The organism is Sphingorhabdus profundilacus, assembly GCF_009769755.1.
GTDB lineage: Bacteria > Pseudomonadota > Alphaproteobacteria > Sphingomonadales > Sphingomonadaceae > Sphingorhabdus_B > Sphingorhabdus_B profundilacus.
The window spans coordinates 954,536-967,209 of record NZ_SDWJ01000002.1; the positions used below are offsets into that span (position 1 = coordinate 954,536).

Here is a 12,674-nt window from a genome sequence, read left to right on the forward strand (position 1 = left end):
ATTACTTAGGTCGCGACAGCAATGGCCGTCTGTTCATGTGACAGAGTATACACTTTCGAACTGATATTGATAACTTGGTACCGCAAAGTCTTGGATTCCATTTTGGAGCGTTTTCGAGGGAGCGAATATGGACTCGCCGCTAGTCAACATTTGTCTGTTGATGCTCACACTCAATTTGATCGGCCCGTTAAACTATGCGGCTCGGATAGCCGGAGTAAGCTATCAAAAAATTGCGCTGGCTTTTGCCCTATGCAACATTGTTACTGCCTTTCAGGGAGGCCTTGTTAGCCCAGTGAGTGCATCTCTGGCCGGTTCTATCCAAGAAGGTAACAATGCGGGCCTGCGCTCGAATAAGGCAAAGGCCTCCGAACAGGCCGTGTCTCTCAACGAATTTAACGGCACAACGGTTGCGCGCTTGAATGCGGCAGCGGCCACCATCCGCAGCAGGGGCGGCGGGACTCTGCTGATTCCGCGCGGAAGCTACAGTCTGGACAGCTTTGAACTGGCAACGCCCGTTTCATTGCCAGCAAATATCATTGTCGAAGGCGAAGGCTCAACCCTTACCATAGCCGGGAAAGGCGTAATCGGGTCGGTTTTCCGATCAGAAAACACATCAAACGTGACGATCCGCAACCTGCGTGTGATTGGCAACGGTCAGGCGGTTGCTGACGCTACCAGCGGTGCATTTTTCAATTACGTCCATACCGCAAGCGGCACTGGCGCAGAAAACATCCAGATCGAAAATGTGCGTCTGCAAAACTTCAAGGCGGAGCGTTGGGTTTCGATTTTGAACAGCCATGCATCGTCGGAGTTGCGCGGTGTGATAATCCGCAATCTTTCCGGCATCAGCCGCCCCGGCAACAATCTCGGCACCGCAAGCATCGGGATAAGTTCGGCTCTGGTAATGGTATATGGCGTCACAGCATCGATCACCGATGTTGAGATAGACCGTCTTTATGCAGAAGCCCGTTACATCAAGACCGGAATAACGATATTCCACAAGGTCAAGAATGTTCGGATTAACTCACCTATTATATTGAGCGCAGGCCAAAGCGGCACGGCAAACGATAAGGGGTCTTACGCCATCAATGCTTATGGCGATGTTGGCGAGTTGTCAGACATAACCATCAATGATGCCGTCCTGACTTCCCCAAGGTCTGCGGGCATATATATTCGCGGCGTCACCAATGTTGTCATCAACAATCCAAGGATAACAGGCCAATCCGATACCGTGACCGGGACGTTGCCAAAGGGTGCAATCGTCGGGAACGGCTCGCGCGACATAAAGATCAATGGGGGCACCTTGAACCGCAATGTCTATGACTTGTCTTTCGTCGCTGATACCAGAAGCACGAAATTCAACTTATTGGTAACAGGACTGAAAACTCGCTCCGCCTCTCTTGCCTCCATTCTACTACATCCCGCCACGGGTTCAGGTTCGCCCGATGGCGTCAGTTTCGTCGATTGTGACATTAAGGCAACCGGTAGAGCTTTGCAGATTGCAAACACAGTTGTCCGAAACTTCAAAAATGTGACTTTCAGCGGCGGGTATTGGGTTTCGACAGGCTCGACCGCATTCGAGCTTCACACCGCTGACCAGTTCACGCTCTCAAATTACCGCATTGAGAATATGACCATCGGTGCGTCGAGTATTGGCATAGCCGCCGATAGCCCTGCGGCCACCGGAACGGGCGGACTAACTATTACAAACGTAGTCATTTACGATAGCGGAAGGAAGTCAATGAAGTATGGTATATTGGCACGCAATTTGCCTAACCTCCATATCGACAACGTGTTGGTGCGCGATATGGGGACTGGCTTTGCAGCCCTCACCTCTGGCGCGAAAGGCACGATTAAAGGATTGCGTATAGAAAATGTCGCGAATGGTTTCGGTCCTAAATAACCCTCGCCTGCTTCATTACGCCAAGGCCGGCGAGCCGCCATAAGAATTCTGAAGGGGAAAATGACCCGCGAAGTAGATCATTCCAGCTATATTTTCTTCACAGGAGCGACGGATCGTGCGCTACCATTGAATTGTTTGAGAAATTCTTCGCCCCGCAACTGGTGATCGGGTTTTCCCGTGCTGGCATATTCCATAGGATGGCTGATTTCGGCTAATCCGATGAAGCCGAGCGACGTATATCCAACCCTCTGCCGGTCGGGAGCTTGAAATCACCGACCTGAACAGAATCCACATGAAGATGGGAGAGCTAACATGAAGATGGAAGAACTAGGCGCATTGCACACTCAACTTGGGCTAGATCGACGCGCAATTATTCCACGTCCCGATCCAGCAACCGAAGCTGCCCCATCAATTCGGCATACTTGCTGCGAAGGGCGCTTAATACGTGTGTTTCTGCCATGGATTCCCATTAGCAAATGTCCGTGCTATAGGCAGTCAGCGAGTTCCTGTAACTGATACATAATGCCGGTAAATTCCCCGCTAGCTGGGAATTTCGCTGCAGAGCGCCTTAAGTGACGTTGTGCCGCAACTTCTAAATGTGAATTGTCTCTACCGACGCTCATCGCACTTCATTTGGTAGCCGTGATGCGCCGCATATTCCCAGTTATAACAAAAGAACGGGCTGGTCGCTCGTTAGGGAAGTATTGGGGATGTTTTTGGGGCGCCTAAACCGCGCAAAACTGGTGACCCCTACGGGAAGCGTCACCATTAAGAATTTTATTATTTTCTTGTAGTAACTTACTGAATTGTATCTAACCATCCTCACGAACTGTGTAACAAACGTGTGATACAAATTGGAGTTTCATGGCAAAAAAATCGGCTACATATATCGTGCCCCGCGGAAACATGTTTCAATACAGGCGCCGAGTTCCGCAAGCCGTTATTGATCAAGCGGAAGCGTGGCAACGGTATTTCGGTGGTAAACGCTTCTACAGAGTTTCGCTCAAGACTGGTGATTATGCGTGTGCGCTCGAACAGGGGGCTGAGACGCAACGCTTATTTGAGGAGATGGTGAGTCTTGCAACGCGACATCAGCCATTAGTTCAGATCCGGGTTGCTCAAGCGCCCACGGCAACGGATTTAGGAGCAGTTGCGCAAGAAATACGCGATAGCATCGTGAAGAGCTGGAGGAATAGCATCAAATCGGCTGGTGTTAATGCGGTAGCAGCGGCCGCGCTCCACATCAAAATCGAGAACGAGATCGAAGAATATCGCCCTGTCGACCCGGGAGCCGGCCCAAGCGAGCATGAGATTGAGTACGCGCGCCAATATAATCGGGAATGGGGCTTCAATGTAGACGAAGGCTCCGACGATTTTGGAGAGCTTATATTGGCGGTCAGAGACGGACGAACTCAGGGCAGGCGAGACGCCAACGATCTTATAGGCGGAAAGTCGTTACCTGATGCGGTCAGTTCTACTCTCATAAGTAGCTTCGGCCGCAAGGCCGCCTCAAGTGCACCACAGTATAAGTTCTCGGAAGTAGTTTCGGAGCAGCGACGAGTCTCCAACTTTTCAAAAAAAACGTTGCAAAAAGCGGATCGCGCGCAACGCCTATTTATTCAACTCATTGGCGACAAGCCTGTTGATCTGATAATTGCGGAGGACATACACAGGTTCATCGATGCATTAGCTATGCAGGAGGTCGGCAAGACGGGTAAACGTGTCACGCGGGCGACTGTCCAAAGCTACGTGACTCAGATATCGTCTCCGCTGCTGTATGCTGTTCAACGCAGGTGGTTGGTGCATAATCCCGCCGCAGGTCATAACATTAAACATTTCGTGGCACCTTCTGACCCCGTTGCAACGCCGCCCAAAAAGCCGTTCACTGCTGCGGAGCTTAACAAGGTATTTTCGTATTTCTGGTTCACAGGGTGCAAGTCCGCAAGCCAGTCGCACGCACCTGGTTCCGAGCTACTAAATGATATGCGTTATTGGGCACCAGTGCTGGCACTATATACTGGAGCGCGCGCTGCCGAACTGGGAGGGCTCAAGCTGAACGAGATTATTTTAGGTGCGGCTCCACATTTTCTCATCCAGCCTAACGAATTCCGACGAACAAAATCTGGCAAGTCACGCATTGTGCCAATGCTTGACGCACTTATTGAGCTTGGTTTTCTTACTTATCTGGATCGGATCAAAGCCTCAGGCAGTGATAGGCTTTTTCCAGATTGGAAGTGTCCTGCTGAACGGGGTGGAACTACAGAGGAAGAACAAACCCGTTGGTCGAATAGCAAATGGATCCGCTCGTTCAATCGAACCGTTATTCCGCAAGTGGTGCCCCCCCAGAACGCTCAAGCGCAACGAAGTGCGGTGACGTTCCATAGCTTTCGGGGGTCATTTAAGTCCCTATTAATCCGATCGGGTACCGAGAAGATGGCAAATGCCATCATTGGCCATACAGAGACGGCCCTCGATAAAGCCTACTTGATTTCGGTTACGCCTGAGGACCTGCACCGCGAATTTCGCAATGCGTCTTATGAAGGATTGGTGCTTTCCACGAGAAATGCCTAACATGAAAGTGTCGATTCTACGCAAGTGTTGGTGATATTCGCAAATGAACCGCTGGTTGTCACATGCAACCATGGCAGATTTTTTCAAATCGTACAAGTTACTGATATTGTGGTATATCTTCATTTGCCGGTGTAGGGCTTGGGATTTGGAGCCATATAATGACAATAAGGCGTTACGTTTGGAACTGACCTATGTTTGAAATTTTCCACTGTGATATCACCGCCTCCCCCTCGGATACCAGTCGCCATAACCGTTGAGCTTCTCGGTTTAGTCCCAACGACATTGCTACTCGGTTGTCTGGCATCGTCTTATTGTCATACGCGGAGTTGCTCGCTCTCTGACCCCTTAGGATTTTGGACATCTTGCATGGCCATCACCGCTCTCTCGAGACTTCACGCACTTACTCTTGACCGAAAGGAGCCTCAGTGATCAGCCCCCACATGGCCTTTGCCGTTTGAACCACTCGTCGGTTCATATAGATTCTTCGATTTGGTAATCGGTTATCGGGTTTAGCGGCATTCTTAACGCTATAGGCAGCCCATCGTCCTGGCGACTTCCTATAAACTAAACCGGTGTCATACATTGGTCCAATCTTTACATCTCGACCCCGGCGGGGTCCCACACGGCAAAGACCCACTTGTAGTGCAGCCTCAATAGCGGATTGGACTGAACTAAGAGTCTGGGGAGCGTGGTCAAGAAAGAAAAACCCATGAAGGTGAATTGCACTGCGTGTTCCCTTCTTAGTTTTGCCTTCAACAACGTAAGCTATTCCCACGTCATTTATGCCAGATTCCCGGAACTGCTTAGCGATGTTCCGTTTGATTAACTCATAGAAGTCATACCCGTGTGCTTCCCATGAGCTTTCGAGCTTTGGATTGAGCCTTGCTGTGAAGGAGTGCCCTTCAGCACCTAATGTACACACAGCTCCTATTTGAAGTTTCATATACTCAGATAGCTCCCTCCATTTGGGAAGTTCTCTTTGTGCTGTCTGAAAAGTTATTCCAGTTGGAGCGTCAAAATCATTCCATACTGTAAGCGGGTCTACAGGCAGACCAAGTGCGATCCGTCCAGCGACCCTATCAGCCGCAGCATGTATGATATGTTCAATATAAGCATGCTGGGCTTGAGTCACTGCACGCATCCGCTGGTTATGCTCCCGGACGCCACGTTTTTGGCCAGTTCGAGCAAGATATTCTGCAGCAGATATCGGCATCATTTTGAGCGGCGAGCAATACCGGCCAATCTTATTTGAATCACCCATACTCGCCCCCAACTCTTCTGATTTTTTTGGCTATCTCAAACCAACTTTGCGTGTCACTTTCGTTCGGCCTACTCAATCTCAAAAGGACCATGTTTCCAATCGAAAGCCGTCGGACCGCTGCTTAACTCGAAAGAATGGGCTGTCCACAGGTAATCATGGCTTTTGTTGGTGAAAACGGGGACGTCGCCATGATGTCTGCAACGTCGTAGTATCGCGAAGGTCCGCTTCGGTTGAAGTTTTCGGATAGCTGCCTTTCATAAGCAGATGAACAAACGGCAGCTAACGATTACGGAAAATAGTCGTCCGAATGACTGCTTTGTTGTGGTTAGCGGACGTTCACCGAACTCGATCGGCGACCGCTCAGTTGGACGATCTGGACAGTCCGCTTTTAAAGGCGGGATGGCCGTAAGCAGACATTCGTTCAGAACGAGTGTTTCGCGATTGCTTGGCCAGCAAGAGGTGCGCTGAGTGTCAATTACTCGCGGCCTATATCCGCATACAAAAAGCCGGAGTGATGGACGTCACGGTTACAATGCTGACGATTCTTGGCACCGGCTAAAGGGTTGTAATTTGTAGCGGTAACAATCCGACATTCATTCGCGGAAATGCCAGGCAGATTTGGGCAAAGTCCCGTTGATCCTTTAGGGGGTAAGCGTCTGCTGGTGCCGATTGATTGAGCCAATATTATTCCGCATAACGCATCAATCCATTGCCAATTACGCATATTCATGCGCCTGACGTTTCGCCCTAGATAGTGGCTCACCCGGAAAGACCGGGGAAACATCATGACCGTCCCACCCGGCGACGGCCAAAGTTGGAGACACTATCATGACTAATCGTACCACTCGCGCTGTGCTTGTCGCTCTTGGCCTGCTCGTCGCATCGACTTCTATCCCGTCCAGCCCTGCATTTGCAGTGGTCCCTACTTCCACGTCGGCCGTAAACACCGATGAACAGGGCATCGCGATGCACGGCTACGACCCAGTCGCCTATTTCACGGTTGGCGCACCTACCAAAGGCAACCCGACGCTGACCTTCAAATATAAGGGCGCGAGCTACTTTTTCGCCAGCGCTGAAAACTTGAAGAAGTTCAAGGCCAATCCCGCCGCCTTCGCGCCCCAATTTGGTGGCTTCTGCGCCATGGGCGTCGCGCTTGAAAAGAAGCTCGACGGTGACCCTGCTGTCTGGAAAATCGTTGATGGCAAACTCTACCTGAACGTCAATGCAGACGTCGCGGTTGCCTGGCAGCGCGACATTCCCGGCAATCTCGAGAAGGCCAAGGAATATTGGCCTGCGATCAAGGGCAAGACCCCTGAATCGCTGAACTGATCCCTCCAACGGCGGCGGATGCTTGTTCGCCGCCGGTCGGGATCGTCCACCCCAGAAGAAGGAATTTTCAAAATGAACCTCTCCCGTTCCGCATTTATCGCGGGCGCTGTAGCCACTGCCCTCGTCAGCCTTTCACCCAGTCCGGCAGCTGCAAAACGTCCGCCGCAGGAAAAATGCTTTGGCATCTCGCTCGCTGGTCACAATGATTGTGCTGCTGGCCCAGGCACCTCCTGTGCAGGCACATCGAAGCGCGACTATCAGGGCAATGCCTGGACATTGGTGCCGAAGGGCACATGCCTAACCATGCCTTCCAAGACCTCGCCTACTGGTCGCGGCCAGCTAAGTGAATTCAAAGAAGTGCGGCGCTAATCCATGTCCGGGGTGCATCCTACCTTGTCTGCGCCCATCCCCCCAACGGGGCCCGGCGGTTTGCCCCCGGGTGTGGGGGTCGGCCTTAAGCGCGCGCATTGCGAAGCGCTTTTGGCCGATCCATCGCTTGTGGATTTCGTCGAGATCCATGCCGAAAATTTTATGAGCGCCGGCGGACCAAACCTGATCCTGTTGGACAGGATTGCCGAGGCATGGCCGCTATCCATCCATGGCGTCGGGCTCTCGATCGGCGGCCAAGAGCGGCTTGATCGCGAGCACCTACAACGACTTCGCAGGTTAATCGACCGCAGTAGTCCCGCCAGCTTTTCGGAGCATTTGGCATGGTCGTCCCATGACGGCGTTTATTTCAACGATCTTTTGCCCGTCGTTTACGACACACCCACGCTCAATCGCGTCATTGATAACATCAACGAAGCGCATGATTATCTGGGTGTCCGAATGCTCATCGAAAATCCGTCAACTTATGTCGCGTTTTCGGCAAGCAGTTGGCACGAGGCCGAATTCCTGCAGCAAATCGCCCAAAGCACAGGTTGCGGACTGCTACTGGATGTGAACAATCTTTTTGTTTCATGCCATAATCATCATTGGTCTGCGCAGGACTGGCTCTCGCACATTGCGCTGGACCTGGTCGGCGAAATTCATGTGGCAGGGCATGAGGCCATTCAGGACGCCGAAGGGCAGACATTGCTGATCGACAGCCATGGTGATCCCGTCGGCGAACCGGTTTTCGAACTTCTCGAACATGTCATTACCCGCGGCGGCATATGTCCCGTCCTCGTCGAACGGGATAATGACATACCCCCCTTGTCAGAGCTTTTGCGGGAAACCGGTCAGGTCCGGCAGATTATAGAGCGTGCGGCGTACGCGGCGGTGTTGTGATGCAGGCGTCATTTGCTCACGCGTTGCTCGATCCGGAATTACCTGCGGTGGACGAGCATGGGCGCTTCAATGTCTATCGAAACAATCTTCGGATTACGCTGCGCAATGCATTGTGCACAACCTTTCCCGCCGTCGAGAAACTGGTTGGGGAAGACTATTTTTCCGCACTCACTCTCCTTTACGTCGAGCGCCATCCTCCCCGCTCGCCGATCATGATCGAATATGGGTATGATTTTGCCGCCTTCTTGAGCACGTTCAGCCCACTAAGCGATTATCCCTATCTGGCCGACGTAGCGCGGATCGAGTTTGCCCGCGTTCAGGCCTACCATGCCGCTGATACGGATAACTTCCGGATCGACAGCGAAGTTTCGGCCATTGCGGCATTGGATATTCCGGCAATGCTTCATCCATCGGTGACCGTTGTCGTTTCCGAAAATCCCGCACTGTCGATCTGGCGCGCCCAACTGGAACCCGATGCAGCGCCGCCGATACCCGACGCAACGGAAATGGCGATTATCTGGCGACAGGACGATCTGGTGACAGAGATGTTGGCGCATGCCGATGACACACTGTTGTTGCGGCACTTCGCCCAATCGCAAACTTTTGCTGCCTTGATTTCGGAATATCCGGACGATCCGTCCGCCGAAAGCTTGATTGCCCGTTTTATCAACCTGGCCATTGCCGAAATAATTATCCCCACACACACGACTATTGAAGGAGAAATGAAGTGACGAACTCGACCCTATCCGGTGCACTTTCTGCACCTGCAAAAATCATGTCCCAAATCCCCCAGGCCTTTGTGCAGCTTGCCATGCGTGGTGGGCTTGCCGGAATCTTCTGGAGCTCTGCACGGACCAAAGTCGAAGGGCTGCTGACCGTGTCCGAAAACACCTTCTTCCTTTTTGAAGAAGAATATCGCTTGCCGCTCGTCGACCCCGAAATTGCGGCCTATCTCGCTACCTACGCCGAACATCTGCTGCCCGTCATGCTGGTCTTGGGTTTGGCTACACGGCTATCGGCTTTTGGATTGTTTGTTATGACACTCACCATCCAGATATTTGTCTATCCCGACGCGTTTCTTTCAACCCATTTCGGCTGGTTCGCCCTTGCCTTGGGCATCATGGCCTATGGTCCGGGCAAGCTGTCTCTGGATGCGCTCCTCGACCGGCAAACAAAATTGGAGTCTTCAAACCAACCCTGACGCCTTCTTAGTTAATCAACCGGTTGGCGCGCAGGCGTTCCACGGCGAGATCTATGAACGCGCGCACCTTGGCCGATGCACGCCGTCCCTCAGGGTGCACAATATGGATTGGCAGCGGGTCCTGTTCAAAGTCGGAGAGCACGGTCTGCAAGCGACCCTCCACAAGATGCTCGCCTATCTGGTAGGACAGCACCCGCGATAGGCCCCAACCTTCGAGCGTGGCGCGGATCACACCGTCATAAGTGTTGCAGAACAGTCTTGGGGTGATGTGCACCTTATGTCTCTGGTCCTGCCCAAAGAACCAGTCGAGCGAGGAGAAGGAGCTGGTTCCTGCGATCATGCGATGCCGGGCGAGATCTGCTGGTTGCTGGGGAATGCCATGGTCCGCAAAATAGGCAGGTGCGCCGCAGACGACTTGCCGCACCTTACCGACCCGCACCGCGCTCTGGCTGGAATCGGGCAAATGGCCGATGCGGATGGCCACGTCGATGCCTTCATCAACCAGGTTCACGACCCGATCAACGAATAGGGAGCGGACCGTGACGTCCGGATTCTCACCAAGAAATTCGGTCAAAATGGGCAGAAGAAACTGCTGTCCGAACAGCACCGATGCCGTCACATGCAGCACACCGGTCGGACGCGCATAGGACCCCGACGCCGCAGCCTCGGCTTCTTCCACATCGGCCAATATCTTGCGGCAATCTTCAAAATAGCGGTTCCCGGCTTCGGTCAAACGCACCACCCGTGTGGTGCGGGTAAACAATCTCGTGCCGATCTGTTCCTCAAGCGCGGATACCGCGCGTGTCACCGCAGGCGGGCTCATATGCAATTGCCGCGCGGCTTCAGCAAAGCTGCTGGTCTCGGCCACCTTGACGAATGTGTGCATCGCCTCAAGCTTTGCCATTTTCTGATTCCTTTGACTGTCGCGCCGGAATTATGGGGCTGCTTCGTTACAGGAGCAAGAATATTCCGAAAAATGGAATAGTCCTTTGACTTTTATCTCCGTTCTGTTCGCGAATGTGCAGGCCCATAAAGGCAGTGCAAGAGGCCCAGTCCCCCTAATCCACTGTGGCAGATGCATTATGGAGCTTATCACATGAAACTTTATTATCATCCTTTGTCTGGCCATGCCCACCGTGCACGGCTGTTTCTTTCGCTGACACAAACCCTGTTCGAACTGGTCGAAGTCGACCTTGCAAAAGGCGCACATAAGGCTCCTGAATTTCTAGCGCTCAATCGCTTTGGCCAGGTTCCTGTGCTCGACGACAACGGCACAATCATCGCCGACTCCGCATCGATCCTGATCTATATCGCTAAAAAGCGTGGCTTGACCGAATGGTTGCCAAGCGATCCTGACGGTGCAGCTGCTGTACAGCGCTGGCTATCGGTCGCTGCCGGCCAGATCGCCTTCGGCCCTGCCGCCGCCCGTTTGATCACCGTATTTGGTGCAGGCTTTAATGCCGAAGAAGTCATCGGTCGCGCACACGCCGTTCTGAAAAATATCGACGATGAACTTGCGACGAAAAAATGGATCATCGGTGGCGACCACCCCACGATCGCCGATGTTGCGCTGTACAGCTACATCGCCCGCGCGCCCGAAGGCAATGTCGACTTGACGGCCTATGCCAATGTTGATGCCTGGCTCAAGAGCATCGAAGCTTTGCCAAATTTTGTCCCATTTGTGCAAACCCCGGTCGGGTTGGCTGCTGCGGCCTGACAAATACTGCACGGCCATCTTACCAATCTCGGTGAGGTGGCCACGCCGTTATTGCCGATCATCATTGAGCTATGATCCTCGGCCCAAAGCGGTTTGAATCATTTTGTAGAGAAAGAAATTCTGTATGTCCGAAGTCTTCAAGTCGAGCCTGTCACTCCGCACCATGGAGGATCCCAATCCGACGGTGAGCGACCCCCTTAAAGCAGCACAGGCAGGGATGGGCATGGTGCCTAACATGTACGCTGCCATGGTCAATCTGCCAGCACTTCTCGACACTTACAATCACGGTTATGCCAAATTTCGCGCCGAAGCAGGTTTCACACCTGTCGAGCAAGAAGTCGTGTTTCTCGCGATCAGCCGGTTTAACGGCTGTCACTATTGTGTTGCGGCGCACAGCTTCGTTGGCGACATGATGTCGAAGGTGCCGACCGAGGTGACCGACGCAATTCGCAATGGCCATACAGTACCCGATACCAAACTTGAGGCGTTGCGCGCATTTGCGCACCAGATGACCGAAAGTCGAGGTACTCCCTCATTAGATCAGGCGAAAGCCTTCCTAGCGGCAGGATACACAGAGGAACACATACTCGGGATTATTCTCGCGATCAGCGTTAAAGTCATTTCGAACTACACCAATCACATCTTTCACACTGAGCTCGATTCCGGCTTTGCTGCCCGTGCTTGGGACGTAGTCGCCTGACTGGCTTGACCTAGCCATCGTGCCGGAATCGGTGGGGTGGCTAGGCAAGAAGGATAAGGAATGCACAAATGACCAAGAAAGTTCTGCTGTTGCTCGCCGATGGCTTTGAACCGCTCGAAGCGGCAGGATTCACCGACGTATTCGGATGGGCCGCCCTGGACGGTTACGAACCGGTCGAACTGATCTCCGCCGGTTTCAAGCCGGTTTTGCGTGCGACCTTCGGTTTCTCGGTAATGCCGCACGCCCAGATTTCAGAGCTTGACCTGAATGACTTTGATGCACTTGCGGTCCCTGGCGGATTTGCCGGTGCAGGATTTTACGACGAAGCCCTGTCCGAGCCCTTTCTCGACGTTATCAGGCACTTCGATGTGCAAGATCAGCCTATCGCCTCGGTATGTGTCGCATCAATCGCTTTGGGTGCTGCCGGTATCATCAACGGACGCCGGGCCACCATTTACCACCAGATTGGCGGCAAACGGAAAGGCCAGCTCGAACAATATGGGGCGCTGTTTGTCGATCAGGCGGTTGTTGACGATGGCGGAATTATAAGTTCCACTGGACCAGGAACCGCAATCGAAGTGGCGCTGCGCCTGCTCGCCAACCTTACTTCGCCAGAAAACGCCGCCCACATCCGCGCCAAAATGCGGGTGCCCGAACTCGACCAGAATTGGTTGCACCAACCACAAGTTTGACGGAACCCGCCCCTTCATTTGAAACGAGAGA

Annotated in this window: 12 protein-coding genes; 10 read left to right on the top strand and 2 right to left on the bottom strand. The window is 52.9% G+C overall.

The window, feature by feature from the left end; translation table 11 throughout:
- Nucleotides 1-127 precede the first annotated feature (127 nt).
- Nucleotides 128-1,903, top strand: a complete 1,776-nt coding sequence (locus tag EUU23_RS12310; RefSeq protein ID WP_160354374.1) for a right-handed parallel beta-helix repeat-containing protein — start codon at nucleotides 128-130, stop codon at nucleotides 1,901-1,903.
- Nucleotides 1,904-2,767: 864 nt separating this feature from the next.
- The gene (locus tag EUU23_RS12315) at nucleotides 2,768-4,474 is read left to right on the top strand and encodes a tyrosine-type recombinase/integrase (protein WP_160354375.1); all 1,707 of its coding nucleotides are present in this window, start codon (nucleotides 2,768-2,770) and stop codon (nucleotides 4,472-4,474) included.
- A 400-nt stretch (nucleotides 4,475-4,874) separates the two neighbouring features.
- Here EUU23_RS12315 and EUU23_RS12320 read toward each other — a convergent pair whose 3' ends face one another.
- Entirely contained in the window at nucleotides 4,875-5,735 is an 861-nt protein-coding gene (locus EUU23_RS12320; RefSeq protein WP_160354376.1) for a hypothetical protein, read from the bottom strand.
- 828 nt (nucleotides 5,736-6,563) lie between these two features.
- On the opposite strand from EUU23_RS12320, the gene EUU23_RS12325 reads away from it, so the two are divergent.
- The 5 genes from EUU23_RS12325 to EUU23_RS12345 all read left to right on the top strand — a co-directional run bounded on the left by EUU23_RS12325 (nucleotide 6,564) and on the right by EUU23_RS12345 (nucleotide 9,534).
- On the top strand, nucleotides 6,564-7,064 hold the full coding sequence (locus EUU23_RS12325; protein WP_160354377.1) for a YHS domain-containing (seleno)protein: 501 nt from the start codon (nucleotides 6,564-6,566) through the stop codon (nucleotides 7,062-7,064).
- A gap of 72 nt (nucleotides 7,065-7,136) precedes the next feature.
- Nucleotides 7,137-7,433 (top strand): BufA1 family periplasmic bufferin-type metallophore, encoded by a 297-nt coding sequence (locus EUU23_RS12330; RefSeq protein ID WP_158902774.1) that lies wholly within the window; start codon nucleotides 7,137-7,139, stop codon nucleotides 7,431-7,433.
- A gap of 3 nt (nucleotides 7,434-7,436) precedes the next feature.
- The gene (bufB, locus tag EUU23_RS12335; protein ID WP_160354378.1) at nucleotides 7,437-8,333 is read left to right on the top strand and encodes an MNIO family bufferin maturase; all 897 of its coding nucleotides are present in this window, start codon (nucleotides 7,437-7,439) and stop codon (nucleotides 8,331-8,333) included.
- Complete coding sequence (locus EUU23_RS12340; protein ID WP_160354379.1) at nucleotides 8,333-9,064, top strand: HvfC/BufC N-terminal domain-containing protein; 732 nt, start codon at nucleotides 8,333-8,335, stop codon at nucleotides 9,062-9,064. The genes bufB and EUU23_RS12340 overlap by 1 nt, the downstream gene beginning before the upstream one ends.
- Nucleotides 9,061-9,534 carry a DoxX family protein gene (locus EUU23_RS12345; protein WP_343032722.1) on the top strand — a complete coding sequence of 158 codons (474 nt, stop codon included), beginning with the start codon at nucleotides 9,061-9,063 and terminating at the stop codon, nucleotides 9,532-9,534. The genes EUU23_RS12340 and EUU23_RS12345 overlap by 4 nt, the downstream gene beginning before the upstream one ends.
- 7 nt (nucleotides 9,535-9,541) lie before the next feature.
- Here EUU23_RS12345 and EUU23_RS12350 read toward each other — a convergent pair whose 3' ends face one another.
- Complete coding sequence (locus tag EUU23_RS12350; protein WP_160354380.1) at nucleotides 9,542-10,438, bottom strand: LysR family transcriptional regulator; 897 nt, start codon at nucleotides 10,436-10,438, stop codon at nucleotides 9,542-9,544.
- Between the two features lie 192 nt (nucleotides 10,439-10,630).
- On the opposite strand from EUU23_RS12350, the gene EUU23_RS12355 reads away from it, so the two are divergent.
- The 3 genes from EUU23_RS12355 to EUU23_RS12365 all read left to right on the top strand — a co-directional run bounded on the left by EUU23_RS12355 (nucleotide 10,631) and on the right by EUU23_RS12365 (nucleotide 12,643).
- Nucleotides 10,631-11,251: a glutathione S-transferase family protein gene (locus EUU23_RS12355; protein WP_160354381.1), complete on the top strand. Its 621-nt coding sequence runs from the start codon at nucleotides 10,631-10,633 to the stop codon at nucleotides 11,249-11,251.
- A gap of 124 nt (nucleotides 11,252-11,375) precedes the next feature.
- Nucleotides 11,376-11,951: a carboxymuconolactone decarboxylase family protein gene (locus tag EUU23_RS12360; protein WP_160354382.1), complete on the top strand. Its 576-nt coding sequence runs from the start codon at nucleotides 11,376-11,378 to the stop codon at nucleotides 11,949-11,951.
- A 68-nt stretch (nucleotides 11,952-12,019) separates the two neighbouring features.
- Nucleotides 12,020-12,643: a DJ-1/PfpI family protein gene (locus tag EUU23_RS12365; RefSeq protein WP_160354383.1), complete on the top strand. Its 624-nt coding sequence runs from the start codon at nucleotides 12,020-12,022 to the stop codon at nucleotides 12,641-12,643.
- Nucleotides 12,644-12,674 lie beyond the last annotated feature (31 nt).

Bases quoted from the DNA above. Each gene is read 5' to 3' on its own strand.
- EUU23_RS12350 (WP_160354380.1), bottom strand. From the start codon at position 10,438: ATGGCAAAGCTTGAGGCGATGCACACATTCGTCAAGGTGGCCGAGACC.
- EUU23_RS12340 (WP_160354379.1), top strand. From the start codon at position 8,333: ATGCAGGCGTCATTTGCTCACGCGTTGCTCGATCCGGAATTACCTGCG.
- EUU23_RS12355 (WP_160354381.1), top strand. From the start codon at position 10,631: ATGAAACTTTATTATCATCCTTTGTCTGGCCATGCCCACCGTGCACGG.
- EUU23_RS12325 (WP_160354377.1), top strand. From the start codon at position 6,564: ATGACTAATCGTACCACTCGCGCTGTGCTTGTCGCTCTTGGCCTGCTC.
- EUU23_RS12365 (WP_160354383.1), top strand. From the start codon at position 12,020: ATGACCAAGAAAGTTCTGCTGTTGCTCGCCGATGGCTTTGAACCGCTC.
- EUU23_RS12310 (WP_160354374.1), top strand. From the start codon at position 128: ATGGACTCGCCGCTAGTCAACATTTGTCTGTTGATGCTCACACTCAAT.
- EUU23_RS12315 (WP_160354375.1), top strand. From the start codon at position 2,768: ATGGCAAAAAAATCGGCTACATATATCGTGCCCCGCGGAAACATGTTT.
- EUU23_RS12330 (WP_158902774.1), top strand. From the start codon at position 7,137: ATGAACCTCTCCCGTTCCGCATTTATCGCGGGCGCTGTAGCCACTGCC.
- EUU23_RS12360 (WP_160354382.1), top strand. From the start codon at position 11,376: ATGTCCGAAGTCTTCAAGTCGAGCCTGTCACTCCGCACCATGGAGGAT.
- bufB (WP_160354378.1), top strand. From the start codon at position 7,437: ATGTCCGGGGTGCATCCTACCTTGTCTGCGCCCATCCCCCCAACGGGG.
- EUU23_RS12320 (WP_160354376.1), bottom strand. From the start codon at position 5,735: ATGGGTGATTCAAATAAGATTGGCCGGTATTGCTCGCCGCTCAAAATG.